The sequence below is a fragment of the Paucibacter sediminis genome (assembly GCF_030254645.1).
Classification (GTDB): Bacteria; Pseudomonadota; Gammaproteobacteria; order Burkholderiales; family Burkholderiaceae_C; genus Paucibacter_B; species Paucibacter_B sediminis.
In genome coordinates this window covers 4,829,040-4,853,221 of record NZ_CP116346.1, presented here as the reverse complement: position 1 = coordinate 4,853,221, position 24,182 = coordinate 4,829,040, and the positions used below count along the sequence as shown (strand labels likewise).

Genomic DNA, 24,182 nt, shown 5'->3' with positions numbered 1-24,182 from the left:
GACGATGAGCAGCAGCTTCGAGATTCGCGTCCCGCGCGCGGGCGACCGTGCCGGCTGGGAGCGCCTGGCGCGCGGCTACAAGGCCTTCTACGAGACCGAGCTGGCCGATGCCGACTATGAGCTGGCCTGGCAGCGCCTGCTGGCGGGCGAGGTCGTGCACGGCCTGGTGCTGGAGCAGGGCGGGCAGCTGATCGGCCTCACGCATTACCTGTTCCATGCCAGCACCTGGAGCCCGGCGGTCTGCTATCTGCAGGACCTGTTCGTGGCCGAGCAGGCGCGCGGTAAGGGGGCGGCGCAGGCCCTGATCACCGCGGTGGCCGCGCGCGCCCAAGCGCATGGCGCCACCCGCACCTACTGGCTGACGCATCGCGACAACCAGCGTGCCCGCGCGCTGTACGAGCGCGTGGCCCAGCACCGCGGCTTTCTGCGCTACGACTGCCTGCTCTGAGGCTGAACCCGGCAGTCGCGGCCCTCAGGGCGCGAAGAAGGCGGCCGCGCTTTGCGCGCGCTTGCCCCGGTACATGGCGGCGTCGGCATGGGCCAGCAGCTCCGGCAGCCCGCCGCCATCCTGCGGGGCGAGCGCCTGGCCCAGGGCCATGCCCAGCTCGCAGCTGAGCGTGCCGATCTGGAAGGGCGAGCTGAAGGCCTCGAGCAGGCGCTCGCCCAGGGCCTCGGCCTGTTGGGGCTGGCTCAGCTCGGCGCACACCACCACGAACTCGTCGCCGCCCAGGCGCGCCACCAGATCGCCCGGATGCAGCTTGGCCTGCAGGCGGCGCGCCACCGCCACCAGCAGGGCGTCGCCGGTCTCGTGGCCATGGCGGTCGTTGACCTGCTTGAAGCCGTTCAGGTCCAGCAGGAACAGGGCCAGCTGATGCTCGGGGCGGCGCCTGGCCAGCAGCTCGTCCATGCGCAGCTGCAGGCCGCGCCGGTTCGCCAGGCCGGTGAGGGCATCGGTGTGCGCCAGCGCGTGCAGCAGGTCGCGCTCGTGCCGGGCCTCGGCGGCGGCCTGCTTGATCGCCGCGGTGCGCAGGCCCAGCACGCGCATGAACATCAGCATGTCGAAGCTGGCGCCGAACTGGAAGGCATGCAGGGTCCAGAAGTTGGCGTCCAGGCGGCCCTTGATGACGCCGATCGCCACCGCGGTGGTGAGCAGGTAGACCAGCCAGGCCAGCAGCAGGCACCAGCCGATCGCGTCGCGCTGGCGCGCCCGGCGCAGGGCCCCGGGCAGGCCCATCACCGCGGGCGCCAGACCCAGGGTGCTGATGATCACGGTGATCACGCGCACGTCGATCAGATCGAAGGCAAACACCAGCGCGCTGAGCTGGGTGAGGGCGGCGCCGCCCCACATCAGGCGGCGAAACAGCAGCGAGCTGCCCTGCAAGGCCTGCTCGATGAAGAGATAGGAGCCGCAGGCGGCGATCAGCGCCGAGAGGCCGCCGGCATGCTGCTCCATCCAGATCGAATCGGGCCACAGGAACTGCGCGCCGGTGCCGAACTGCAGCAGCGAGAACAGCAGGCTGCCGGTGATCAGCAGCGCGTACTTGGCGAACAGCGGCTCGCGCAAGGAGAGCCATTGCGCCAGGCTGTAGACCAGCAGGGCCAGGCCCAGGCCGTTCAGCAGGCCTTGCAGCAGTTGCTCCGAGAGGGCGTGGCTCTGGTAGGCCGCCGGCTTGGCGAGCGTGATCGGCACGGTCATGGCCCCTTGGGTCTGCACGCGCAGCAGCAGCTCGCTGCGGCGTCCGGGCGGCAGGCTCAGGGGCAGGGCATGGTTGCGCGACGCCAGCGGCCGCGTGGCGCGCGGCTGCAGATTGCCCAGCGTCGCCTGCTGCAGGATCTGCCCCTGGTAGAGCAGATAGACCTCGACATGGTTGAGCGGCGGGTAGTCCAGCTCCAGCACCCATTCGCCATCGTCCTGGCTGGCCACTTGCAGTGGGATGCGCAGCCACACGGCGCCCTGGCGCAGGCCCAGCGCCCCCTTGGCGCCGTCCGGCCTGCCAAATTGCCCGGCCTGGGCCGCGGCCAGCGCTACCTGGGCGCTCAGGCGCGGGCCGGTCTCGGCCAGCATGCTGAGGCTGGGCCAGAGTTCCACGCGCGCGGCGCCCGTGCCGAGCTCGGCCGCCTGCGCGGCACCCGCGAGGCACAGCCAGCTCAGCAGCAGGCAGCGCAGCAGCTGCCAAAGACGGTTCAGGGGTACAACAGGATCGGCCATGGCTCGCGCAGGAAACAGCAGCGCGGATTGTAGGAATGCGGCGGCCGGAAATGACGACGCAGCCTGGGCGGCCGGCGCCGAGGCTGCGTCAAAAGTCACCGCCCCGGCGGGGCCGCGGCTTAGAGCACGTTTACATACCGGCGTAGTTCGGTCCGCCGCCGCCCTCGGGCGTGACCCAGACGATGTTTTGCGTCGGGTCCTTGATGTCGCAGGTCTTGCAATGCACGCAGTTCTGCGCATTGATCTGCAGGCGGTCGCTGTTGTCGTCGTTCTTCACGAATTCGTACACCCCGGCCGGGCAGTAGCGGCTCTCGGGGCCGGCGTACTTGGCGAGGTTGACGGCCACCGGCACCGAGGCGTCCTTGAGCGTCAGGTGCGCCGGCTGGTTCTCCTCATGGTTGGTGTTGGAGATGAACACCGAGGAGAGGCGGTCGAAGCTCAGCTTGCCATCGGGCTTGGGGTACTCGATCTTGGGCATCTCGGCCGCCGGGCGCAGCGCCAGGTGGTCGGGCTTGCTGTTGTGCAGGGTCCAGGGCGGCACCTTCACGCCCAGCTTGGGCAGCAGCCATTGCTCGATGCCAGTCATCAGATTGCCGACCAGCTTGCCGTGCTTGAACCAGAGCTTGAAGTTCTTGGTGGCTTGCAGCTCGGTGTGCAGCCAGCTGCGCTCGAAGGCGGCCGGGTAGGCGGCGAGCTCATCCTGCGCGCGGCCGGCCTGCACGGCCTCGAAAGCGGCCTCGGCGGCCAGCATGCCGGTCTTGATGGCGGCATGGCTGCCCTTAATGCGCGAGGCGTTCAGGTAGCCGGCGTCGCAGCCCACCAGGGCGCCACCCGGGAACACCTGCTTGGGCAGGGCCTGCAGGCCGCCGTTGTTGATGGCGCGTGCGCCGTAGCCGATGCGCTTGCCGCCCTCGATGTGCTTGCGCACGTCCGGGTGGGTCTTCCAGCGCTGCATTTCCTCGAAGGGGCTCATCCAGGGGTTCTCGTAATTGAGACCCAGCACAAAGCCCAGCGTGACCTTGTTGCCTTCCAGGTGGTAGAGGAAGCCGCCGCCGAAGCTTTCGTCCGCGATCGGCCAGCCGGCGGTGTGCAGCACATAGCCGGGCTTGGCCTGCTCGGCCGGGATCTCCCACAGCTCCTTGATGCCGATGGCCCAGCTCTGCGCATCGCGGCCGGCGTCGAGCTGGTACTTGGCGATCAGCTGCTTGCCCAGATGGCCGCGCGCGCCTTCGGCAAACACGGTGTACTTGCCGAGCAGCTCCATGCCCAGCTGGAAGCTGTCATTGGGCTTGCCGTCCTTGCCAATGCCCAGATTGCCGGTGGCCACGCCGCGCACCGCGCCCTTGTCGTCGTACAGCACTTCGGCGGCGGTGAAGCCGGGGAAGATCTCCACGCCCAGGGCTTCCGCCTGCTCGCCCAGCCACTTGGTCAGTGCGCCCAGCGAGATGACGTAGTTGCCCTCGTTGTGGAAGCACTCGGGGATCAGCCATTGCGGCGTGCTGCGCGAGCCGGTCTCGCTCAGGAACAGGATGTCGTCGCCGGTCACCGCCTGGTTCACGGGCGCGCCCAGCTCCTTCCAGTTCGGGAACAGCTCGTTGAGCGCGATCGGGTCCATCACCGCGCCCGAGAGGATGTGGGCGCCGGGCTCCGAGCCCTTCTCCAGCACCACCACCGAGATCTCCTTGGACTGCTCGGCGGCCAGCTGCTTGAGCCGGATCGCCGTCGCCAGTCCGGCGGGGCCGGCGCCGACGATCACCACGTCGTATTCCATGCTTTCGCGTGGGCCGTATTCGGCGAGCAGATCGGAAGAGCTCATGGGGAATCCTTGGATTTTTTGAGTGAGGACTTGGCGCCGGCATTTACCGGTTTGCGGCGGATTCTACGGGCCTGCAGTTCAAATAGAACGATCGTGCTATTTTTGCCTAGAGTTGGCGGTCTAGGCTGTCTGGTCCGCGACGCTGTGCACGGCGGGCGGCGGCGCCCGCGCGACAGCGTTGGCGCGGGCCCGCGTGCTATCGTTCCCAGCAGGATTGCAAAGGACAAGACATGAGCTACAGCATCGATCTCGCGGGCCGCGTGGCCCTGGTGACGGGCGCATCCAGCGGCCTGGGCGCGCAGTTCGCCAAGACGCTTTCCAAGGCCGGCGCCGGCGTGGTGCTGGCGGGCCGGCGCGTCGAGCGCCTCAAGACCCTGCGTGCCGAGATCGAGGCCGGTGGTGGCGACGCCCATGTGGTGGCGCTCGACGTCACCGATCTGGACAGCATCAAGTCCGCCGTCGCCCATGCCGAGACCGAGATGGGCACGATCGACATCCTCATCAACAACTCGGGTGTCAGCACCACGCAGAAGCTCACCGACGTGAGCCCCAACGACTACGACTTCGTGATGGACACGAATGTGCGCGGCGCCTTCTTCGTGGCGCAGGAGGTGGGCAAGCGCATGCTGGCGCGCGCGCGCGGCGCCGCGCCGGGCACCTTCACCGGCGGGCGCATCGTCAACATCGCTTCGATGGCTGGCCTGCGCGTGCTGAGCCAGATCGGCGTGTACTCGATGAGCAAGGCCGCGGTGATCCACATGACGCGCGCGATGGCGCTGGAATGGGGCAAGTACGGCATCAATGTGAATGCGATCTGCCCGGGCTATATCGACACCGAGATCAACCACCACCACTGGGGCAGCGAGCAGGGCAAGAAGCTGGTGGAGCTGCTGCCGCGCAAGCGCGTCGGCCATCCGCGCGATCTCGACACCACCTTGCTGATGCTGTGCGCCAACGAAAGCCACTTCATCAACGGCGCGGTGATACAGGCCGACGACGGTTTCGGAGTCTGAGCCGATGTCCCTGCGAACCCTGAGCGCGCTGGAAGCGCGCGTGCTGGCCGTGCTGGTGGAAAAGCAGCACACCGTGCCGGACAGCTATCCGCTCTCGCTGAACGCCCTGACCCTGGGCTGCAACCAGAAGACCGCACGCGAGCCGGTCATGAACGCGGCGGAATCGGAGGTGCTGCTGGCGCTGGACGAGCTGCGCGGCATGAGCCTGGTGAACAATGTGAGCGGCAGCCGCGTGCTGCGCTACGAGCACAATCTGCGCCGCGTGCTGGGCGTGCCCGGCCAGGCCGAGGCGCTGCTGACGCTGCTGATGCTGCGCGGCCCGCAGACCTCGGCCGAGCTGCGTGCGAACACCGAACGCCTGCACCGCTTTGCCGACATCTCTTCGGTGGACGGTTTTCTGGAGGAACTGGTGGAACGCCAGCCGCCGCTGGTGCAGAGGCTGCCGCGCGCGCCCGGTGCGCGCGAGCAGCGCTGGGCCCATCTGCTGTGCGGCGAGCCCGTCTACATCGAGGCCGCCGCCGGCCCGGCGCCGCGCCGCGACGATGACGAACTGCACCAGCTGCGCGAAGAGCAGAAGGCCTTGCGCGCCGAGCTCGACGGCCTCAGGGCCCTGGTGAACCGCATGGCGGGTGAGCTGGGCATAACGCCCTGAGCTGGGTGGGCGCGCGGGCAAGCCTTCGAACAGGGGGTTTCCCGATGGCGGGTGGCACTGGCGCCGCGGCGCCGGGGCCGTCAGAATGCGCGCATCCAGGTGGTCCGACTGGTTTCACACAACGAGGCTGCATATGAACACGACGCGTATCCTGTCACTGAGTTTCCTGAGTCTGGCGGCCGGCCTCATGCTACCGGGTTGCGCCAGCGCGCCCGCGCAAGCCCCCGAGGCCGCGGCGGCCGCATCGGCAGACGGGCGCGAGAAGCCCAAGACCTTCATCACCGGCTCGCGCCTGGCGCGTTCCGAGTGGTACGGTGCCGAGCATGTCAAGGGCGTCAGCCGCGACGCCTACAAGGACGACACCATGGACCACAAGATGCCGCATCGCGTGGGCAACTGAATTTCTTGCAAGAGTTCTTACAAGAGCGCGCAGCAGCGCGCCGATCCATGGCGGCCACCGCCGCCTCCATTGTTTCCAAAAGGGAGATCCCCATGAACTATCTGAAGCACGCCGGTGCGTGCCTGTGCGCTGTTTTGTCCGTCGCTGTCATGGCTGGCTGCGCCAGCACCCCCTCGCCCGAGGGCGAGAAGAGCAGCGCGCGCGCCAGCGATCCCGACGACAAGAGCTACACCACCGGCTCGCGCATCCCGCGCAAGTCCAACGCCGAGAGCATCACCAAGGTCAGCAAGGAAGCCTTTGCCGAATCGATGCGCGAGCGCCCGCAGGGCATGGGCGCCGGCCAGTAAGGCCGGGCCCGGCAGCGCCGGCATGGCTGCCGGCGCTTGCACAGCCGCTCAGTTGAAGCTGTAGTTCAGGCTCACGAAGGCGCTGCGGCCCTTCGGATCGGTGTAGGTCGGGTCGTAGGTGGCCAGGAAGTAGTAGGCCTGGTTGGAGAAGGGCGGGGCGGTGTTGAACAGGTTCAGCACGCCGGCGCGCAGCTTCAACTGCTTGCTCACGTTCCAGCTGCCCGTCAGATCCCACAGCGAATAGGCTTTCACCGTGCGTGAGGGCAGCAAGGTGTCGCTGCTCGGGTCGTAGGTGGTGTTCTGGTCGGTGTAGCTCGACGAATACTGGTTGCTCAGGGTCAGGCCATAGGGTCCGAAGTCCCAGCCAAAGTTCAGACGGTGGCGCCACTTCTGCACCACCTGGTCGTTCAGGAACACACCCAGGTTGCTGCGGTAGGGCTCTTGCGGGCCGAACTGGCGGTCGTAGTGCAGGATCAGCGTGCCGGAGAGGCCGGCGCTGAAGCGGCCGAATTCACTCTTGGCGCTGCGCCAGTCGAAGCCCAGATCCAGCCCGTCGGTCTTCAACACCCCCTGGTTTTCCTTTTGCAGCAGGATGTTGGTGATGAAACCATCGGCATCGCGCTGGATGTATTTGCCGTTGTACTTCTCGGGGCTGTCCACGATGATCTGCTCGCCCAGCGTGCTGATCACATCGGTCTTGCGGATGTTCCAGTAGTCCACGCTGAAGCTCAGATCGCGTGCCGGCTCAAAGATCAGGCCGAAGCTGAACTGGCGCGACTTCTCGGGCTTGAGATTCGGGTTGGAGCGGCGCTCCACGGCCCATTGGTCGGTACACAGATCGATCGAGCCTTCCTGCTTCACGCATTGCGGGTCGGTCAGGAAGCTGGACGCCGAGCCGAAGGTGGTGGGCCGCTTCAGATCGGCGAGTGAGGGCGCGCGGAAGCCCGTGCCCACCGAGCCGCGCAGCAGCACCGTCTTCTCCGGTTGCCAGCGCACGCCCAGCTTGGGGTTGGTGGTGGAGCCCACCTCGCTGTAACGGTCGTAGCGCAGCGCGGCCTGCACTTCCAGTTCCTTGCTGAGGGGTGCGTTCAACTCGGTGAAGGCGGAGGCCACCTTGCGGCTGTCGTCGGTGGCCTTCAAATCGGTGGTTGAACCCGCGGCCAGCCCGGTATCGCGGTCACCAGCGATCTTGTTGTCCACCAGCAGCGCGGAGGGCGTGAAGCTGGTGTTTTCCTTGCGGAACTCGGCACCGACGGCGATCGCCATATCGCCGCCCGCCAGCGTCATCAGGCTGCGCGAGGCCTTGGCATCGATGGAGGTGGTCACGCCCCTGGCCTTGCGGGCTTCATCGTTGACCTTGATGCTGCTGATCAGGTCCTTGCCGGCCTGGCTGGATGGCGCCCAGGGGTTGATGGTGCCGGCGCGCACGCCCGCGTCGAACTCCTTGAACAGCACATAGCCATCCACGTACTTGTCGATGGCGTCGTTCTGGGCGCGGGCGATGCCGAAGTCCAGGTCCCAGCCCGCAAAGCTGGCGTTGCCGCCCACTACCAGGCGCTGCGCGTCGCTGCTGACCTCGTTGGTACGGTTGCCGGCCTCGCTCATGCGGTAACGGATGCCGCTGAACATGGACGGCAGGCCGGGCGCGCTCAGCACTGTGCGGTACTTCTCTGGCAGCAGCGCCACCGGCAGGCTGCGAATGCGCTGCGGGTTGGGGCTCAGCACATAGCGGCTCTCGGCGTGCGATTGCACCAGTTCCGCGAACAGCTGCAGATCCTCGCTGGCCTGGAAGGTGGCGCGGCCGATGAAGCCGAGTTTCTGCGCCTCCGGATAGATCTCCGTGTCTTTCATGTAGTCGTAGCTGCAAGCCAGCGGGCCGCCCGGGCCGGTGGGTGCGAACACGGTGGCATCGGTGAGCGTGTTGCAGGCCGGGTTGGCCGGATTGATGCGGGTGCGCGTGCTGCCCGCTGGCAGCACGCCCGCGGCGATGAGCGCGTTGCGCTGCGAGGAGCTGATGTCGATATTGGCCGGGAAGGTGTTGCTGGACATCAGGGCCGGCAGGGTGCTGGCCAGCGGGCGCTCCTGGATGAATTGGCGCTGGCTGGAGCGCAGCGCGTCGAGCTGCTGCACGTCCAGCACGCCGAATACATTGAAGCGGTCCCTGTTCAGGTCGCCGGTGCCGGCGCTGAGGCTGGCGGTGCGCTTGCCGGCGCCGCCTTCCTGCGTGCCGCTGGCGTAGGCGCCGAGCTCCACACCCTGGTAGTCCTTGCGGGTGATGAAGTTGATCACGCCGCCGATCGCATCGGTGCCGTAGATGGCCGAGGCGCCGTCCTTCAGCACTTCCACGCGCTGGATGGCACCGGCCGGGATGTTGTTCAGGTCGACACCGGCGTTGTCGCCGGGCGAAGCGAAGTTGGCCAGGCGCCGGCCGTTCAGCAGCACCAGGGTGCTGGAGACGCCAATGCCGCGCAGGTTGGCGCCGTTGAAGCCGCGCTGGCCCGAAGTGCCATCGGTGATGCTGGCGCCGTCGGTGAGCGGTGCGGTGTTGGCGCTGATGCTCTTGAGCAATTCGGCGGCGGTGGTGACACCGCTCTTGTCGATGTCGTCGCGCTTGATCACCTGCACCGGCAGCGAGCCTTCGCCTTCGATGCGCTTGATGCTGGAGCCGGTGATCTCCACGCGTTGCAGTTGCGCTTCCTGGGCATGCAGGGTCTGGGTGGCGATCAGCATCAGGCTGGCCTGGGCCAGGTGTTGCAGTTTGAATCGGGACATGAGGGCCTCGGAGTGGTGATGGGGAGGGAAGAAACTGGAGGCGACTCTAGGAGCGGGCCGAAGCACTTGCCTATGGGGTTTCGGCGCAGCGGTCGCTTCGGCATAAATGCGCGTCGCATGCATATAAACCCCGCAGAGGCAGCATGGGCCGGCCTTACATGGATGCGACATGCAATTGCCGAATGCGCGCAGGACACGGCTTGGCCGGGCCTTACCCGCTGGGCAGGGCGGGCGGCAGCTGACAAGATCTCGGCCATGACGACGAAATCCAAGACCACCCTGGCCAACGCAGTGCGCCTGAGTGCGGCCCTGCTGTGTGCCGGCGCCTGTGCATCCGCACAGGCGCAGACCGCCATCGCCATTGGCGGCGCGCTCAAGTTCGACAACGACGCGGTGTGGAAGCGCATCGTCGATGAGGCCGGTGGGCGGGGCGCGCGCTTTGCCGTGCTGGCCACCGCCGCGGGCAATCCGGCGCGCGCGGCGGCCTTGATCGTGGATGCGCTGGAACGCCAGGGTGCGGTGGCCGAGGCGATTCCGGTGGCGCCCAAGCTCAAGGGTGCGGACCTGAACAAGAACCTGCAGGATCCCGCCCTGATCGCACGCATCGCCAGTGCCAAGGGGGTGTTCTTCTCGGGCGGCGCGCAGGAACTGATCGTGGACACCTTGCAGCCCCAGGGGCAGCCCACCGAGATGCTGAAGGCGATCTGGCAGGTCTACCGCGCCGGCGGTGTGGTGGCCGGTACCAGCGCCGGCGCGGCCATCATGAGCGAGCAGATGTTCCGCGACGCGCAGGACAATCTGCAGGTCCTCAAGGGGCAGCTGCGCGAGGGCAGGGAAGTCGACCGCGGCCTCGGCTTTGTCGGCCCCGCACTCTTCATCGACCAGCACTTCCTCAAGCGTGGCCGCGTCGGTCGCATGCTGCCGATGATGCTGGCCAAGGGCTACAAGCTGGGCTTGGGGGTGGATGAGAACAGCGCGGCCGTGATACGTGGCAAGGACGTGGAAGTGATCGGCGCCAAGGGCGCGTTGCTGGTGGACCTGGGCGAGGCCAGCAGCGATGCGGCGCTAGGGGCCTTCAACCTCCAGGGCGCACGCCTGAGCTACCTGGACCGGGGCGACCGTCACGACCTCAAGACCGGTGTCAGTACGCCTTCGCCGCTGAAACAGCGTGAGCCGCGCATCGACCCGGCCGCGCCCGACTTCAAGCCCTATTACAGCAACGAGCCCTTCTACATGGACATGCTGGGTGACACCACCATCGTCAATGCGATGGCGCATCTGATCGACAGCCCGCATGCCGAGCTGCGTGGCCTGGCGGCGGATGTGCGCGTCCGTGCCGGCAACGAGCGGCCCGAGCTGGGCTTTGAATTCCGCCTCTACAAGGGCGCGGGCACGGTGGGCTGGTCCACCAGCGCCTTCGGTGGCGAGGACTACACGGTGCTCAATATGCGGCTGGACGTGATGCCCGTGCAGTTCGCGCAACCGCTCTATACCCCGCTGCGCCCGGCCGCGCGCTGAACTTTTCCGCCTTGCGCTGCCGGCTGCCACATGCAGCCGGTGGGCGCAGCCGCGCCCCCTTTCCACAGGATCGCCCCGATGAGAACCGTGCTGCATGCACTCCCGGACTTCAGTGCCGGCACCACCCGCACCCTGCGCAGCCTGCATTTCGGCAGCCGCGGCGCCGCCGGCAAGAAGGCCTATCTGCAGGCCTCGCTGCATGCCGACGAGGTCCCGGCCATGCTGGTGGCGCAGCATCTGCGGCGTCAGCTGGAGGCGCTGGAGGCGGCCGGCCAGCTGCGCGGCGAGATCGTGCTGGTGCCGATGGCCAACCCCATCGGCCTGGCCCAGGATCTGCAAGGCGCGAGCCTGGGACGCTTCGACCTCAGCACCGGGCTCAACTTCAACCGGCACTACAAGTCGCTGACGGCGGCGCTGATTCCCTTGCTGGAGCCGCGGCTGAGCCCCGACGTGGCGAGCAACACGGCCTTGATTCGCGGCACCGCCATGCAGCTGCTGCAGGCCTGGCAGCCGGCCACCGAGACCGAGGCGCTCAAGCAGCGCCTGCAATGCCTGGCCATGGATGCCGACATCGTGCTGGACCTGCATTGCGACAACCAGGCGGTGCTGCACCTCTATACCGGCACGCCGCTGGCCGCGCAGGCCGCGCCGCTGGCACGTTACCTCGGTGCGCAGGCGTTGCTGACCTGCACCGCGTCCGGGGACGATCCCTTTGACGAGACGGTGGCGCGCATCTGGTGGGAGCTCGGCGCCCACTTCGCGGGGCGCTTTCCGATCGCGCAGGCCTGCTTTGCGGCCACCGTGGAGCTGCGCGGCGAGGTTGAGGTCGAGCACGGGCTGGCGACACGCGATGCCGGGGCCCTGATTGAATGGTTGCGGTACGAGGGCCTGGTCGACGGCCGCGCCGCGCCCCTGCCGGCAGCGCTCTGCGAGGCCACGCCGCTGGAGGGCGTCGAGCCCATCACCGCGCCCCACAGCGGCTTGCTGGTGTTCCTCAAAGCGCCGGGTGACGCGGTGCAGGTTGGCGAGCCGATCGCCGAGCTGCTGGACCCTCTCACCGATCAGACCACGCCGCTGCTGGCCGGTGTCACCGGCACCCTGTTCGCCCGCGTGGCCAGGCGCTATGCCTCACGCGGCATGCGCGTGGCCAAGATCGCCGGCCAGCAGGCCTATCGCAGCGGCAAGCTGCTCTCGCTCTGAGACAAACTCATGAAGCTCAAGTTCCCCAATACCTTTGTGCTGCTGTTCAGCCTGTTGGCGCTGATTGCCCTGGCCACCTGGCTGGTGCCCGGTGGTCAGTTCGACACCCAGCTGGTGGACGGCAAGAAGCTGATCGTGCCGGGCTCCTTCCATGCCATCGAAGGGCGGCCGCAGGGCCCGGTGGCGCTGATGATGGCGCCCATCAAGGGCTTTGTGGAGGCGGCGCTGATCATCGGCTTCGTGCTCATCGTGGGCGGGGCCTTCGCGGTGCTGCAGAAGACCGAGGCGATCGACGCGATGATCAAGTCGGTCGCCCAGGCCCATACCCGCTCTCCCTTGGTGCGGGCGGCGCTGATCCCGGTGTTCGTGGTGCTGTTCTCGCTGGGCGGCGCCACCTTCGGCATGGCCGAGGAGGCCATCCCGTTCGTGTTGATCTTCATCCCGCTGGCGCTGGCGCTCAGGTACGACAGCATCGTGGGCATCGCGATTCCCTTCGTCGGCTCGCAGATCGGCTTTGCCTCCGCCTTTCTCAATCCCTTCAACGTGGGCGTGGCCCAGGGCATTGCCGGCGTGCCCCTGTTCTCGGGCATCGGCTACCGGCTGCTGGTCTGGCTGGTGGCCACCGCCGTCACCATCGCCTTCCTGATGTGGTACGCGGCGCGCATCCGGCGCCAGCCCGAGCTCAGCCCCTGTTTTGAGCAGGATCAGGCGCGCCGCCGCGAGCTCGACCTGGCGGGCTTCGAGAACTTCGCCGGCATGCGCCGCACGCACAAGCTGGTGCTGCTGATCTTCGTGGCCACGCTGGCCACAATGATCTTCGGCGTGATCCGCTTCAACTGGTACATCGAGGAGATCGCGGCGCTGTTCCTGGTGATGGCCCTGCTGGTCGGGCTGGTGGGGCGCCTGCAGCCCGACGCCTGGGTGGCCGCCTTCATGCATGGCGCCAAGGACCTGGTCAGTACCGCGCTGGTGATCGCACTGGCCAAGGGCACGGTGATCCTGATGCGCGAGGGCCAGATCATCGACACCTTGCTGCACGCGCTGACGCCCTTCGTGGCTTCAGCCAGCCCCATCATCGCGGCGCAGAAGATGTTCCTGATCCAGTCGGTGATCAACTTCTTCATCCACTCGGGCACCGGACAGGCTGCGCTCACCATGCCCATCATGGCGCCCCTGGCGGACCTGGTGGGGGTGAGCCGCCAGACCGCCATCCTGGCCTTCCAGTTGGGCGAACTCACCACGCCGGTGATCCCAACCTCGGGCATCACCGTCGGTGTGCTGGCGCTGGCCGGCGTGCCCTGGAGCAAATGGGCGCGCTGGATGCTGCCGCTGCAGCTGGCCTATCTGCTGATGGCGCTGGGGCTGCTGGCCGTGCCCTCGCTGATCGGCTGGCGTTGAGTACAGTGCACCCGTGAGCCTGCCGTCCCGCCCCTGTGCCGTTCTGCTGCTGCCTGGCTTTTCCATGCTGGCGGCCAGTGGCGTGCTGGACGCGCTGCAGCTCGCCAACGAGTTGCAGAACGAGGTGGCATACCAGGCCCATGCAGTCTCGCTCCAGGGCGGCCCGGTGGCCGCGGCCAACGGCAGCCTGCTGCAGACCGAGCCGCTGGATGAGCAGCGGGCCTGGCATGCCCTTTTCGTGGTGGCCGGCGAGGGTGCACCGCTGCTGCCTGCGCAGTTGCTGGCCTGGCGCCAGCTCGCGGATGCCGGCTGCACCCTGGGCGGGGTGGACGGCGGTGCCGCCCTGCTGGCGGCAGCCGGCCTGCTGGACGGCCAGCGCGCCACCGTCGACTGGCCCCTGGCCGACGCCCTGATGAGCGCCCACCCGGCGGTGGTGTGGACGCGCCACGTCTGGGAGATCAGTGGCGAGGCTCAGGCTTTGCGCCTGAGCTGCGCCGGTGGCACCGCCAGCCTGGATCTGATGCTGGCCTGGCTGAGCCGCCTGCATGGCGAGCGTCTGGGCCAAGAGCTGACCCCGCTGCTGGGGCTGGAGCGCGCGCGCGCGGGCGGCGAGCGCCAGCGCGTCGCCGTCTCCGAACGACTGGGTAGCGGCAGCCCCAAGCTGGCCGAGGCGCTGGCGCTGATGGAAGCCAACCTCGCCGAGCCCCTGCCCACCGAGGAGGTGGCCCGCCTGGTGGGGGTGTCGAGGCGCCAGCTGGAGCGGCTTTTCAAGCAGTATCTGGACGCGCTGCCTTCGCGCTACTACGTCGAGCTGCGCCTGCAGCGCGCGCGGCGGCTGCTGCAACAATCCAGCCAATCGATACTGCAGATCGGACTGTCCTGCGGCTTTTCCTCGGGGCCGCATTTCTCCCATGCCTACAAGTCCCTGTTCGGCAACACGCCGCGCGACGAGCGCAGCCAGCGGGCGGCGGCCTGGCGCGAGTTGAGCGCGCCGAAAGACAGCACACCATGACCAGCCCCCTCGACCTCCTGCTCAGGCCCGTGGCCATGAGCGACCTGCCGGCCCTGGAGCGCATTGCCGCGGCCAGCGAGCATGGCATCAGCTCGCTGCCGCATGACCGCGACAAGCTGGCCGAGCGCATTGCGCGCTCCTTGCAGGCCTTTGCCAGCCGCGATGCCGCCAGCGGCGAGGAAACCTATCTGTTCGTGCTGGAGGACCGCAGCGTCGGCCGGGTGGTGGGCAGCAGCGGCATCGCCGCCAGCGCCGGTTTCCACGATCGCTTCTACAGCTACCGCAACGAGTTCGTCGTGCACGCCTCGGCGGCGCTGGGCGTGAGCCAGCGCATGCACACCCTGCATCTCTGCCATGACCTGACCGGCTACACCTTGCTGACCTCCTTCTACCTGGAGCCGGCCTATGAGCAAGGCCCGGCGGCGCAGCTGCTGTCGCGGGCGCGCCTGCTCTTCATCCAGGCCTGTGCCGAGCGCTTCAACGAGCGCATTGCGGCGGAAAGCCCGGGGCTGTCCAACGCGGCCGGGCAGAGCCCGTTCTGGGACGCGGTGGGCCGGCGTTTCTTCAATATGGATTACCCGCAGGCCGAGGCCGTCACCGGTGGCCGCAGCAAGGCCTTCATCGCCGACCTGATGCCGCATTCGCCGATCTATGTGCCCTTGCTGCCCGAGGCGGCGCAATGGGCCATCGGGCAGCTGCATCCGGTGGGCGAGCTGCCCTTCTCCATCCTGCTGGACGAGGGTTTCGATGCCGACACCTATGTGGACATCTTCGATGGCGGCCCGACCGTGGAAGCCAGCCTGGCCCTGCTGCGCAGTGTGCGCCTTGCGCGCGAGCTGCGCGTGCGCGAGGGCGGCATAGGCCAGGGGGAGGGCGCCTGGCATCTGCTCGTCAGGCCTCAGCGCGAGCAGTTCGCCGCGGTGCTGGCGCAACTGCCGCCCGGCACGCAAGACCTGGCCCCCGGTCATGAGGCGGCGCAGCGCCTCGGCGCGATGAGTGGTGCCAGGCTCAGCGCTTCACCGCTGTGGCCGGACGCCGGGAGGGCCGCATGAACGCGGCGCTGCACCTGCGCCCCTGGCGCGAAGCCAGCGACGCCGCCGTGTTGGCGCAATGGCGCAATCAAACCGGCGCGCTGGTGCAGCCCGCGCTCGCGCAGGGCGAACAATGGCTGCTGCTGGCCGACGCCGACGAGCGGCCGCAGGCCTGCCTGCGGTTGCGCGCACGCTTGGGTCTGGACCTGCCGCGCTACAGCTACCACCTGGGCCGCGCCGTGCACGCCGCGCAGGAGCTGGGCCTGTTCCAGTGCCAGGCCACGCTGCTGCTGGGCAACGACCATACCGGCGAGAGTGAGCTGGCGGACCTGGCTTGCGCACCCGGCTTGCACGATCCCGATGTGGCATTCGGGCTGCTGATCGAGGCGGCACTGGCCCGTATCGCCGATGCGCGCGGGGCCTTCGGTACGCGCCTGGTGGTGGAGCTGGGCGGCTTGCGCGATGCGCAGGGGGCATCGCCGTTCTGGCAGGGCCTGGGCGCCTTCTTCTACGTGGGCGACGCGGCCGAGGCCGCAGCGCGCCTGGGTGAGGCCTGGCGCAGCCACCTCGCGGCACTGCTGCCGCGCCAGACTCTCTACCTTTCCTTCCTCAGCGAGGCGGCTCAGGCCGCCGCCGGTGAGGTGGGGGAGGCGGGCCAGGCGGCCATGGTCGCACTGCGGGCGCAGGGCTTTGCCGCCAGCAGCCATTTGCGCATCGACGACGGTGGGCCGATCTGGGAGCGGCTGCTGCCTTAAGCCAAGGCCCGCGCGATCTTGTGGCGCGGCACGGTCGTGCGCGGCACCTTGGTGGGGAACCAGCTGCGCACATCCTCGTCCACGCCGATGCCGTGCATGAAGTTGTAGATCGCCTTCTTGAGGCCCTTGCCCAGCAGATCGTGGTCCACCCCGGTCGGGTCGATGAAGCCGACGTCGTTCTTGGCAAAGGCGCCCGGCGGCAACGGCCGCAGCTGCACGCCATAGGCCTCGGGGTGCATGCCCACCGGCGAGTGCACGGTGCAGGCGAAGCGGTGGAAGAAGCCGCTGTGGATGCAGCCGTTCTCGAACAGCTGGCGCACATACTCAAGCGCGTCCACCGTGTCCTGCACCGTCTGGGTCGGGAAGCCGTACATCAGGTAGGCATGCACCAGGATGCCGGCATCGGCAAAGCCCTTGGTGACGCGCGCCACCTGCTCGACCGACACGCCCTTCTTCATCAGCTGCAGCAGCCGGTCGGAGGCCACCTCCAGGCCGCCCGAGATCGCGATGCAGCCGCTGTCGGCCAGCTGCTGGCAGAGCTCGGGGCTGAAGGTCTTCTCGAAGCGGATATTGCCCCACCAGGAGATGCTGGTGCCGCGCCGCTGCAGCTCGGCCGCGAAGGCCTTCAGCGCCTTGGGCGGTGCGGCCTCGTCGACGAAGTGGAAGCCGGTCTGGCCGGTCTCGGCCACGATGGCCTCGACCCGGTCCACCAGGGTGGTGGCCGAGGCGGCCTCGTAACGCGAGATGTAGTCCAGGCTGACGTCGCAGAAGCTGCACTTCTTCCAGTAGCAGCCATGCGCCACGGTGAGCTTGTTCCAGCGCCCGTCGCTCCACAGCCGGTTCATCGGGTTGAGCATGTCCAGCAGCGACAGGTACTGGCCTAGCGGCAGGCCGTCCCAGGTGGGCGTGCCCACCGCATCGAAGGGAATGTCGGGCTCGACGAAGTTGATGTACTTCACCGCGCCATCGACACGCACGAAGGTGCGTACCAGGCGCTGCTGCGAGCGCTGGCCCTGCAAATGCTCCAGCAAGGCCAGCAACGGGCGTTCGCCGGCGTCCAGGGTGATGAAGTCGACATGGTCGAACAGGCGCGGCTCGGCCAGCTCGCGCAGCTCGGTGTTGACGAAGCCGCCGCCCAGCACCAGCTTGATCTCGGGGTGGGCGGCGCGGATGGTCTGGGCGATGCGCAGCGCGGCATACACCGCGCCGGGGAAGGGCACCGACAGCAGCACCAGCTGCGGCGCATGCCTGGCCAGGGCCTCCAGCGTCAGCGCGGCGAGCGTCTCGTCCACCAGATTGGGCGGCGCCGCCAGCGCCTCGGCCAGCGGATCGAAGCTGGGCTGGGCGGTGGCCAGGCGCTCGGCATAGCGCACGAACTCGAAGCGCTCGTCGATCGCCTCGCGCAGCACGTCGGCGAGGTCGTTCAGGTAGAGCGTGGCCAGGTGGCGGGCGCGGTCCTGCAGGCCCAGCGCCCCGAAGGCCCAGGCCAGCGGGTCCTCGCCGTCCTCGGCCAGGTAGGCGTCGATGGTCTCGAAGCGCTTGCCCTCGGGCAGGAACTGGCGCGTGTTGATGCGGTGCGCCAGCGTCGGGTCGCCGCCCTGCAGAAAGGCGATGGTGGGCGCGATGGTGGCCAGATAGCGCTCGAACTGGGCCTCGAAGTTCTGCAGCTGCAGGGTCTGGCGCGCCGCCGGCAGGGCCTGCACGCGCGTGCGCATCGCCTGCAGCCCCGCGCGCGAGAACAGCTTGAGCACCAGGCCCAGGGCCAGGTCTTGCTGCGTGGCCGGCACGCCGCGCGAGCGCAGAAAGCCGGTCAGGTAGGCGGTGGAGGGGTAGGGCGTGTTGAGCTGCGTCATCGGTGGGATGAGCGAGAGCACGCGCAGGGAGCTGGCAGACATGGCGGGTCGGGGCGGTCAGGCCTTCACTGTAAGGCCAAAGGAAAAGCCCGGCAGACCCAGGGTCTGGCGGGCTCTCGTGCGCAAGCGGCAGGCCTGGCGGCCTGCATTGCGATTACTTCTTGGCGGCCTTTTTGGCAGGCTTGGCAGCGGGCTTGGCTGCTGCCTTGGCAGGCTTGGCTTCGGCCTTGGCAGCCTTGCGAGCGGCGGCCTTGGGGTCCACGGCGGCCTTGAAGCCGGCGCCCGGGGTGAACTTGGGCAGCTTGGCAGCAGCGATCTTGATCTTGTCGCCGGTGCTGGGGTTCACGCCGGTGCGCGCGGCACGTGCGTGTTGCTTGAAGGAGCCGAAGCCGGGGATGGAAACGGCGCCGCCCTTCTTCACCGTGGTGACCACAGCGTCCAGCAGGGTCTCGAGGATGCGGCCAGCTTCGGCCTTGGTCAGCTCGTGCTTGGAGGCCAGGTGTTCGATCAGTTCGGTCTTGTTCATTCGAGTATGACTTTGGGTTGAGCCCGATTGCTCCGGGCGGTGCGTATTGTGGCCGATAAACAGGGCGCTCTGAGCGTGCACCAGGGAAAACATCGATGAACAGGCCGCTGTGGGCCGCTGCCCGGGGTCAAGTCTTGCGGCGCCCTGACAAATGGCAGCACGCCCGGCGGCTGGCATGCTGGCGCGATGGCCTTCCAAGAGCTGCGGCGCGTGCTGCCTTCACCCCTGCCGGGTTGCCTGGTGCTGCAGATGAGCGGCGCGCGCAGCTATCCGCGCCACAGTCACGACCAGCATGGCATCGGCCTGATCGAGCGCGGCGGCCAGCGCTCGGCGAGTGGGCGCGGGCCGGTCGAGGCGCGGGCGGGCGAGCTCATCACGGTGAATCCGGGCGAGGTGCACGACGGCCGGGCGCTCGATGCGCAGGGCCGGCAATGGCGCATGCTCTACCTGGAGCCGGCGCTGTTCGAGGCCTGCGGCGCGGCGCTGCGGCCGCAGCTGGGCGAGGTGCCGCTGACGCCGCCGGTGCTGGCCCATGCGGGCCTGCGCCGCGCGCTGCAGCGCCTCTTCATGGCGATGGAGCAGGGCGCTGCGCCCTCGGCCCTGCTGCTGGAGACCTTGTTGCTGGAGAGCCTGGCCCAGCTGCTGCCGGCCTGCGGCGCCCTGGCGCAGCACTCGCGCGCCGCGGCCCCGCTTGAAATGGCGCGTGCGCGCGAGCGCCTGCTGGCCGATCCGCAGCGCGCACCGGGGCTGGACGAGCTGGCGCAGGCCAGCGGCCTCGGCCGCTACCAGCTGCTGCGCAGTTTCGCGCGCGCCTATGGCCTGCCGCCGCACGCCTATCTGCTGCAGCACCGGCTGGCGCTGGCGCGCCGCCTGATCGCGCGCGGCACGGGCCTGGCCGAGGCGGCGGGCGCGGCCGGCTTTGCCGACCAGAGCCATATGCACCGGGCCTTTGTGCGCTGCCTGGGTTTCACGCCCGGCGCCTACCGCGCTGCAATTTCGTTCAAGACCGCGCGCCATCCGTCCGCCAGCATCTGAGCCTTTGGAGGGCGCGATGATGGTGGATGAACGCAAGGGCCAGGCCTATGCCGGGCTGGCGATGCTGCTGGTGGGCAGCACGGTGGTGGTCAGCAAGCTGATCGCGGCGGGGGCGCCGCCGTTCGCGGCCACCGCGCTGCGTTTTGCGCTCGCGCTGCCGCTGTTGCTGGGCCTGCTGCGTTGGCGCGGCCTGGCGCTGCCGCGCCCCGACCGGCACGACCAGGTCTTGCTGTGGCTGCAGGCCGGCGCTGGCAGCGTCGGCTACACGGTGTTGCTGATCAAGGGCCTGGCCTGGGTGAGTGCGGCCGATGCCGGCGTGCTGACCGGCACGCTGCCGGCGGTGGCGGCGCTGTTCGCGGTGCTGGTGCTGGGCGAGCGGCCTGCGCCCGCGACGCTGGCGGCGATCGCGCTGGCCAGCCTGGGCGTGCTGGCGCTGAACCTCCGGCAGGCGGGCATCGGCCTGGGCTGGGGCCAGGTCTTGCTGCTGGGTGCGGTGCTCTGCGAGGCCTTGTTCATCCTGCTCAACAAGAAGCTGCGCCGGGCCCTGCACCCGCTGCAGCTCGCCACCCTGATGGTGGGCGGCGGCCTGCTGCTGGCCCTGCCGATGGCCGCGCTGGAACTGGCGCAGGCCGGCGGGCGCTGGATGAGCCCGGCGGCGCTGGCCGGCATTGCCTATTACGCCCTGGTGCCCACGGTGCTGGGCTTTGTGCTCTGGTATGCCGGTGCGGCGCGCATCTCGGCTGCCCAGGCCGCGCTGCTGACGGCGCTGATGCCGGCATCGGCCCTGCTGCTCTCGGCCCTGGTGCTGGGCGAGCCCATCACGGGCCAGCAGCTGCTGGGCCTGGCGTTGGTGCTGGCCGCGATGGCCCTGCTGGCCTGGGCGCAGCGCCGCGCCTCAACCCACCAATAGCTTGTGCACCAGATCCGGCGTGGTGGCGGCGCCGTACTTCTTCATCAGCCGCGCGCGGTAGACGTCGACGGTGCGCGGGCTGATGGCCAGCCTCTTGCCGATCAGCTTGCTGGTCAGGCCCTCGATCAGCAGCGCGGCGATCTCGCGCTCGCGCGCCGTCAGCTCGGCGCGCACGGCCTTCAGCTGGCGGTGCGCGGAGAGGTCCTCGAAGCTCCAGATGCCCTGGGCATGAGGGTTGCGCGGGTCGAGCGCGCGGCCCGAGACATGGCACCAGAACAGCTCGCCGCGCCGCGGCCCGGCCAGCCGCTTCATGATGCGGTCGTCGGCGTAATAGCCCTGGCGATCGAGGCTGGCGACGATGCGCTCGCCGGTGCGCTCGAACTCGGCCGGGCTGGGGTAGAGCAGCTCGAAGCTGTGGCCGATGAACTGCTCGCGCTCGGCGCCGAACATCGCCAGCACATGGCGGTTGCAGTCGAGGATCTGGCGGTTCTCCGACAGCACCAGGCCGATCGGTGCAAGGTCGAAGGCGGTGCGGTAGTCCAGGCCCATGGTGCTTAGAGGCTGTGAAGTAATGGCTTGCGCCCGCGCCGGGGGATCCCAGGGCGCGGGAGTAGGCGCAGGCCGCCGCCCGGACTCGCGTCCGGGCCAGGGCTGCAACGCCCGCCTGCGCCCTGGGACCCCCCGGCCCACAGGGTGAGGCCCCCAAAGGCGCCCACTCGTTGTTGCCAACGCTTGTCGGGCGTACAGCACGACTGCGCGTCGGCGCCTAGATTGGACCCCTTTGGGGGCCTCACGCGGGCGTAAGCCATTGCTTCACAGCCTCTCAGAGCAGGGCGTAGGTGGTGGTGGCCTGGGCGGCGAGCTTGCCGTCGGCGCCCAGGATGTCGATCTGCCCGAAGGCCAGGCTCTTGCCGCTGCGCAGCACCTGGGCCTCGATCAGGCAATGCGTGCCGCTGACGGGGCGCAGAAAGCTGGTCTGCAGCTGCACCGTGGTCATGGGCCGGAACTCGCCCAGCGTGGCCATCATGGCCAGCACCATGGCGGTGTCGGCCGCGGCCATCGCGGCCTGCCCGCACATCACGCCGCCCACATGCACGAACTCGGGTTTGACCGGCAGGCGCAACCGCACGCGGCCGGGCTCGGCGCTCAGCACCTCCAGGCCCATCTGGGCGATCCAGGGCGCAAAGATGCGCGGAATTTCCTGCTGGAGCTGCTCGATCTGCATGGGTGGCGGGCCTGGGTGGAAGCGAAGGCGCCAGCATAGCCGCGCGGCATGCCGCGCTGGTGTCCATCAGGGCGCGTACAGCACTTTCATGCTGGCATCGACCTGGCTGGCGTCCAGATAGGCGATCGCACCCGGGTTGGCCAGCAGCGCGGCGCGCAGCTGCGCCGGATCGGCGAACTCGCGCGGCGCATGGCCCTTGCCGCTGAACACCAGGCGCGACCAGGCGGCCTTGACCTGGGCCGCATCGCGCTCCAGCACCCTGGCGTAGAACTCGTCGCGCAGCGCACCGCCGCTGGCCAGCAGCTGTGGCGCGCTGCCGTCGGGCAGGGCACGCGCCTGCCCGAGGTAGAGCTCGCTCACCTCCTGCCTGCTGAGCCGGGCCAGCGGGCTCCGCGCCGAGCTCACCACCACCGGCTGGCTCACCAGGTAGCGGGCCAGGATGCGCTCGATCTGCCCGCTGCTGCGCAGCCGCTCGATGGCGGCGAGCATGAGTTCGCCGCCGTTGCCCCCAGCCTCGCCGCGCCCGCTCTTGGGCACGGCGCAACGGAATTCGGCCTTGAACAGCGGCAGCCGCCAGTAGGCGATGTTGTGCCCGGGGTTGGCGCGCTGGTACCAGCTCACCTCGCGCTGCTCGGCGATCGCGTAGGGCACGCGGTTGAGGCTGAGCTTTTGCAGCGAGCGTTCGATGGCGATGGTGTCGTCGCGCCGCAGGCGGCCGTCGGCCACGCGCTCGTCGACGCCGGGATAGACGAAGCCCAGCACCGTGCCCAGCGCCTGGCCGCGCGGCAGCTGCTCGAGGCTGGCCAGGGCCTCGGCGGTCTGGTGGCCCACCAGCACGTTCTCCAGCTCCAGCAGCGGGCTGCTCCACAGGTATTGCTCGGGCATACGCGTGAACTCGGGGCTCAGATGGCAGCGCAGGTCGATCTCGCCGGCGGCCACAGCGGCGTCCACGCGCGGGCGCGGCAGCAGCACATGCTGGACCGGCAGGCGCAGCGCCTCGCCGATCGCCTGGGCCAGATCGAAGTCGATGCCGCCCACCAGCGCGCCGTCCTTGAAGATCGCATAGGGCGCGCCCCAGGCCGGGATCACCGCCATGCGCAGCGGCCTGGGCTCGGCGGCGAGGGCCGGCCGGCCCGGCAGCAGCAGGTATAGACAGAGCAAGAGGCGCAGCAGCATGGCCAGGTTCAGAACACGAGGTCGAGGTTGAGCGTCAGCACCCGCACCTGCCCGTCCCAGCGCGGGCCGGTATAGCCGCCCAGCGGCGGTGCGAAGGGGTAGCTCACCACGGTGTTGAGGCCCAGCCCGGTCTCGCGCGTGTGGCGCAGGCTCTCGAGCTGGAGTTTCAGCGCCAGGTTCTCGCGCAGATCCCAGCGCAGGCCCAGCTGCCAGATGTGGCGGTCGTTGGGTGCCTGCAGATAGCGGTCGAGGGCCGCATTCGCCGCGGCCGCCGCGGGCCCGGCCTGCGCATCGGTGAGCAGGCCCAGCGGTGCCTCGGTGAAACGCTGCTGGCCGATCACCGCATAGGGCGTGAAGGCGCCCAGGCGCAGGCTGGCCTGCAGATACCAGGCGCGCACATCGGGGATTAGCAGACCATCCGAGGCGCGCCGCATGGCTTCGCCCTGCAGGGCGAAGCGGCCGTTGTCGTAGACCATGGCGATGGTCTCGGTGCGCACCTGCAGGCCCTGCGCGCGGCCGCGCGCGTCCAGCACCGCGGCGCAGTTGCTGCAGCCGGTGCTGCCCGAGCGCAGCTGCGCAAACAGCTGCTCGAACACCGGCAGCCGCGCGTCGATGCGGTACTGGGCATGGGCCAGCCGCAGCGTCCAGTTGCGCCGCGTCCATTTGCCGACCAGGGTGGCGACGCGGTCGGCGTCGATGGAACCGGTCGCGACCTCGACCTTGGAGCGTCCCAGCGCCGCCTCCAGGCTCAAGTCGCCCTGCGACCCATGCTGGTTCCAGAGCGCGTTCGCGCCGTCCACATGGGTGATGGGATTGAGCTGGTAGACGGTGTTGGCCGGCCGCACCGCGGTCTGGGCATAGCCGAGGTAGCGGGTGTCGGAGTTCAGGAACACCGGCAGCGAGGTGCGCCCGAGCTTGAGCTGCAGCTGCGGGCCGGCGTCCCAGGCGGCGTACAGCCATTCGACGCGCGGGCGCAGGCGGTCCGGCACCTCGTCCTTGGCGATCAGCTGCAGCACCGCGCGGGTCTCGCCGGGCGTTTTCAGCGTCAGCTGCAGGCCGGCGAGGCTGTCGCCGTCCAGGCGCCATTGCCGCAGCGAGGCTGCGGGCGCGCGGGAGTCGGCGCGCACGCTGGCCACCGGGTCGTCGGCGCGGTAGGCACCCAGGGTGCCAAAACCATCCAGTGCCAGCCAGTCGGGCAGGCCGGCTGCGGCGGCGGCCGGCGGCCCACCCAGGCACAGCAGCGCGGCGGCCATGGCGAGGCGGCGCGTCATTGGAATTCCTGCGGCATGGCGCGATGGTAAGGCCGACCCGGGGGCGCGATCTGCTGGCAAACC

General features: G+C 69.0%; 22 protein-coding genes. 13 read left to right on the top strand and 9 right to left on the bottom strand.

Translation table 11 applies throughout. From position 1 onward, the window contains the following. Positions 1 to 4 precede the first annotated feature (4 nt). Positions 5 to 448, top strand: coding sequence for a GNAT family N-acetyltransferase (locus PFX98_RS22515; protein WP_285232716.1), 444 nt, complete (start codon positions 5 to 7; stop codon positions 446 to 448). A gap of 24 nt (positions 449 to 472) precedes the next feature. On the opposite strand, the gene PFX98_RS22510 is transcribed toward PFX98_RS22515, so the two are convergent. Continuing rightward, positions 473 to 2,209, bottom strand: coding sequence for a diguanylate cyclase (locus PFX98_RS22510; RefSeq protein ID WP_285232715.1), 1,737 nt, complete (start codon positions 2,207 to 2,209; stop codon positions 473 to 475). Positions 2,210 to 2,339: 130 nt separating this feature from the next. After that, on the bottom strand, positions 2,340 to 4,025 hold the full coding sequence (locus PFX98_RS22505) for an electron transfer flavoprotein-ubiquinone oxidoreductase (protein WP_285232714.1): 1,686 nt from the start codon (positions 4,023 to 4,025) through the stop codon (positions 2,340 to 2,342). A 230-nt stretch (positions 4,026 to 4,255) separates the two neighbouring features. Between PFX98_RS22505 and PFX98_RS22500 the strand changes: the two genes are divergently transcribed. The 4 genes from PFX98_RS22500 (at position 4,256) to PFX98_RS22485 (ending at position 6,437) form a co-directional block, all read left to right on the top strand. Next, positions 4,256 to 5,038 carry an SDR family oxidoreductase gene (locus tag PFX98_RS22500; protein ID WP_285232713.1) on the top strand — a complete coding sequence of 261 codons (783 nt, stop codon included), beginning with the start codon at positions 4,256 to 4,258 and terminating at the stop codon, positions 5,036 to 5,038. A 4-nt stretch (positions 5,039 to 5,042) separates the two neighbouring features. Continuing rightward, positions 5,043 to 5,690, top strand: a complete 648-nt coding sequence (locus PFX98_RS22495; RefSeq protein ID WP_285232712.1) for a YceH family protein — start codon at positions 5,043 to 5,045, stop codon at positions 5,688 to 5,690. Between the two features lie 133 nt (positions 5,691 to 5,823). After that, entirely contained in the window at positions 5,824 to 6,090 is a 267-nt protein-coding gene (locus PFX98_RS22490) for a hypothetical protein (RefSeq protein WP_285232711.1), read from the top strand. A 92-nt stretch (positions 6,091 to 6,182) separates the two neighbouring features. After that, positions 6,183 to 6,437: a hypothetical protein gene (locus tag PFX98_RS22485; RefSeq protein ID WP_285232710.1), complete on the top strand. Its 255-nt coding sequence runs from the start codon at positions 6,183 to 6,185 to the stop codon at positions 6,435 to 6,437. Positions 6,438 to 6,485: 48 nt separating this feature from the next. On the opposite strand, the gene PFX98_RS22480 is transcribed toward PFX98_RS22485, so the two are convergent. Beyond that, positions 6,486 to 9,209: a TonB-dependent receptor gene (locus PFX98_RS22480; RefSeq protein WP_285232709.1), complete on the bottom strand. Its 2,724-nt coding sequence runs from the start codon at positions 9,207 to 9,209 to the stop codon at positions 6,486 to 6,488. Between the two features lie 255 nt (positions 9,210 to 9,464). Between PFX98_RS22480 and PFX98_RS22475 the strand changes: the two genes are divergently transcribed. The 6 genes from PFX98_RS22475 (at position 9,465) to PFX98_RS22450 (ending at position 16,123) form a co-directional block, all read left to right on the top strand. Continuing rightward, entirely contained in the window at positions 9,465 to 10,727 is a 1,263-nt protein-coding gene (locus tag PFX98_RS22475; protein ID WP_285232708.1) for a cyanophycinase, read from the top strand. A 78-nt stretch (positions 10,728 to 10,805) separates the two neighbouring features. Further along, positions 10,806 to 11,927: a succinylglutamate desuccinylase/aspartoacylase family protein gene (locus tag PFX98_RS22470; protein ID WP_285232707.1), complete on the top strand. Its 1,122-nt coding sequence runs from the start codon at positions 10,806 to 10,808 to the stop codon at positions 11,925 to 11,927. 9 nt (positions 11,928 to 11,936) lie between these two features. Next, positions 11,937 to 13,325 carry a YfcC family protein gene (locus PFX98_RS22465; RefSeq protein WP_285232706.1) on the top strand — a complete coding sequence of 463 codons (1,389 nt, stop codon included), beginning with the start codon at positions 11,937 to 11,939 and terminating at the stop codon, positions 13,323 to 13,325. Between the two features lie 13 nt (positions 13,326 to 13,338). Beyond that, complete coding sequence (locus PFX98_RS22460) at positions 13,339 to 14,337, top strand: GlxA family transcriptional regulator (RefSeq protein WP_285232705.1); 999 nt, start codon at positions 13,339 to 13,341, stop codon at positions 14,335 to 14,337. Continuing rightward, positions 14,334 to 15,389, top strand: a complete 1,056-nt coding sequence (locus PFX98_RS22455) for an arginine N-succinyltransferase (RefSeq protein ID WP_285232704.1) — start codon at positions 14,334 to 14,336, stop codon at positions 15,387 to 15,389. Before PFX98_RS22460 ends, PFX98_RS22455 begins: the two co-directional genes overlap by 4 nt. Next, positions 15,386 to 16,123 carry an arginine N-succinyltransferase gene (locus tag PFX98_RS22450; protein ID WP_285232703.1) on the top strand — a complete coding sequence of 246 codons (738 nt, stop codon included), beginning with the start codon at positions 15,386 to 15,388 and terminating at the stop codon, positions 16,121 to 16,123. Before PFX98_RS22455 ends, PFX98_RS22450 begins: the two co-directional genes overlap by 4 nt. Here PFX98_RS22450 and PFX98_RS22445 read toward each other — a convergent pair. After that, positions 16,120 to 18,018 carry a B12-binding domain-containing radical SAM protein gene (locus PFX98_RS22445; RefSeq protein ID WP_285232702.1) on the bottom strand — a complete coding sequence of 633 codons (1,899 nt, stop codon included), beginning with the start codon at positions 18,016 to 18,018 and terminating at the stop codon, positions 16,120 to 16,122. The genes PFX98_RS22450 and PFX98_RS22445 overlap by 4 nt on opposite strands. A 112-nt stretch (positions 18,019 to 18,130) precedes the next feature. After that, complete coding sequence (locus PFX98_RS22440) at positions 18,131 to 18,502, bottom strand: HU family DNA-binding protein (RefSeq protein WP_285232701.1); 372 nt, start codon at positions 18,500 to 18,502, stop codon at positions 18,131 to 18,133. Between the two features lie 186 nt (positions 18,503 to 18,688). On the opposite strand from PFX98_RS22440, the gene PFX98_RS22435 reads away from it, so the two are divergent. Beyond that, positions 18,689 to 19,537 (top strand): AraC family transcriptional regulator, encoded by an 849-nt coding sequence (locus PFX98_RS22435; protein ID WP_285232700.1) that lies wholly within the window; start codon positions 18,689 to 18,691, stop codon positions 19,535 to 19,537. A 16-nt stretch (positions 19,538 to 19,553) separates the two neighbouring features. Beyond that, on the top strand, positions 19,554 to 20,447 hold the full coding sequence (locus PFX98_RS22430; RefSeq protein WP_342399164.1) for a DMT family transporter: 894 nt from the start codon (positions 19,554 to 19,556) through the stop codon (positions 20,445 to 20,447). On the opposite strand, the gene PFX98_RS22425 is transcribed toward PFX98_RS22430, so the two are convergent. The 4 genes from PFX98_RS22425 to PFX98_RS22410 all read right to left on the bottom strand — a co-directional run bounded on the left by PFX98_RS22425 (position 20,433) and on the right by PFX98_RS22410 (position 24,119). Then, positions 20,433 to 20,996 carry a PAS and helix-turn-helix domain-containing protein gene (locus PFX98_RS22425; RefSeq protein ID WP_285232699.1) on the bottom strand — a complete coding sequence of 188 codons (564 nt, stop codon included), beginning with the start codon at positions 20,994 to 20,996 and terminating at the stop codon, positions 20,433 to 20,435. The genes PFX98_RS22430 and PFX98_RS22425 overlap by 15 nt on opposite strands. A 274-nt stretch (positions 20,997 to 21,270) precedes the next feature. Continuing rightward, positions 21,271 to 21,672: a PaaI family thioesterase gene (locus PFX98_RS22420; RefSeq protein ID WP_285232698.1), complete on the bottom strand. Its 402-nt coding sequence runs from the start codon at positions 21,670 to 21,672 to the stop codon at positions 21,271 to 21,273. Between the two features lie 66 nt (positions 21,673 to 21,738). Next, a complete protein-coding gene (locus PFX98_RS22415; protein WP_285232697.1) occupies positions 21,739 to 22,848 on the bottom strand; it encodes a substrate-binding periplasmic protein in 1,110 nt (369 codons plus the stop codon). A gap of 8 nt (positions 22,849 to 22,856) precedes the next feature. Further along, complete coding sequence (locus PFX98_RS22410; RefSeq protein ID WP_285232696.1) at positions 22,857 to 24,119, bottom strand: hypothetical protein; 1,263 nt, start codon at positions 24,117 to 24,119, stop codon at positions 22,857 to 22,859. Positions 24,120 to 24,182 lie beyond the last annotated feature (63 nt).

What these genes read in the sequence shown, in the direction of transcription:
- PFX98_RS22425 (WP_285232699.1), bottom strand. Translation starts at nt 20,996, where the DNA reads ATGGGCCTGGACTACCGCACCGCCTTCGACCTTGCACCGATCGGCCTG.
- PFX98_RS22500 (WP_285232713.1), top strand. Translation starts at nt 4,256, where the DNA reads ATGAGCTACAGCATCGATCTCGCGGGCCGCGTGGCCCTGGTGACGGGC.
- PFX98_RS22465 (WP_285232706.1), top strand. Translation starts at nt 11,937, where the DNA reads ATGAAGCTCAAGTTCCCCAATACCTTTGTGCTGCTGTTCAGCCTGTTG.
- PFX98_RS22495 (WP_285232712.1), top strand. Translation starts at nt 5,043, where the DNA reads ATGTCCCTGCGAACCCTGAGCGCGCTGGAAGCGCGCGTGCTGGCCGTG.
- PFX98_RS22485 (WP_285232710.1), top strand. Translation starts at nt 6,183, where the DNA reads ATGAACTATCTGAAGCACGCCGGTGCGTGCCTGTGCGCTGTTTTGTCC.
- PFX98_RS22430 (WP_342399164.1), top strand. Translation starts at nt 19,554, where the DNA reads ATGATGGTGGATGAACGCAAGGGCCAGGCCTATGCCGGGCTGGCGATG.
- PFX98_RS22470 (WP_285232707.1), top strand. Translation starts at nt 10,806, where the DNA reads ATGAGAACCGTGCTGCATGCACTCCCGGACTTCAGTGCCGGCACCACC.
- PFX98_RS22445 (WP_285232702.1), bottom strand. Translation starts at nt 18,018, where the DNA reads ATGTCTGCCAGCTCCCTGCGCGTGCTCTCGCTCATCCCACCGATGACG.
- PFX98_RS22415 (WP_285232697.1), bottom strand. Translation starts at nt 22,848, where the DNA reads ATGCTGCTGCGCCTCTTGCTCTGTCTATACCTGCTGCTGCCGGGCCGG.
- PFX98_RS22515 (WP_285232716.1), top strand. Translation starts at nt 5, where the DNA reads ATGAGCAGCAGCTTCGAGATTCGCGTCCCGCGCGCGGGCGACCGTGCC.
- PFX98_RS22510 (WP_285232715.1), bottom strand. Translation starts at nt 2,209, where the DNA reads ATGGCCGATCCTGTTGTACCCCTGAACCGTCTTTGGCAGCTGCTGCGC.
- PFX98_RS22450 (WP_285232703.1), top strand. Translation starts at nt 15,386, where the DNA reads ATGAACGCGGCGCTGCACCTGCGCCCCTGGCGCGAAGCCAGCGACGCC.
- PFX98_RS22420 (WP_285232698.1), bottom strand. Translation starts at nt 21,672, where the DNA reads ATGCAGATCGAGCAGCTCCAGCAGGAAATTCCGCGCATCTTTGCGCCC.
- PFX98_RS22410 (WP_285232696.1), bottom strand. Translation starts at nt 24,119, where the DNA reads ATGACGCGCCGCCTCGCCATGGCCGCCGCGCTGCTGTGCCTGGGTGGG.
- PFX98_RS22475 (WP_285232708.1), top strand. Translation starts at nt 9,465, where the DNA reads ATGACGACGAAATCCAAGACCACCCTGGCCAACGCAGTGCGCCTGAGT.
- PFX98_RS22505 (WP_285232714.1), bottom strand. Translation starts at nt 4,025, where the DNA reads ATGAGCTCTTCCGATCTGCTCGCCGAATACGGCCCACGCGAAAGCATG.
- PFX98_RS22455 (WP_285232704.1), top strand. Translation starts at nt 14,334, where the DNA reads ATGACCAGCCCCCTCGACCTCCTGCTCAGGCCCGTGGCCATGAGCGAC.
- PFX98_RS22435 (WP_285232700.1), top strand. Translation starts at nt 18,689, where the DNA reads ATGGCCTTCCAAGAGCTGCGGCGCGTGCTGCCTTCACCCCTGCCGGGT.
- PFX98_RS22480 (WP_285232709.1), bottom strand. Translation starts at nt 9,209, where the DNA reads ATGTCCCGATTCAAACTGCAACACCTGGCCCAGGCCAGCCTGATGCTG.
- PFX98_RS22490 (WP_285232711.1), top strand. Translation starts at nt 5,824, where the DNA reads ATGAACACGACGCGTATCCTGTCACTGAGTTTCCTGAGTCTGGCGGCC.
- PFX98_RS22440 (WP_285232701.1), bottom strand. Translation starts at nt 18,502, where the DNA reads ATGAACAAGACCGAACTGATCGAACACCTGGCCTCCAAGCACGAGCTG.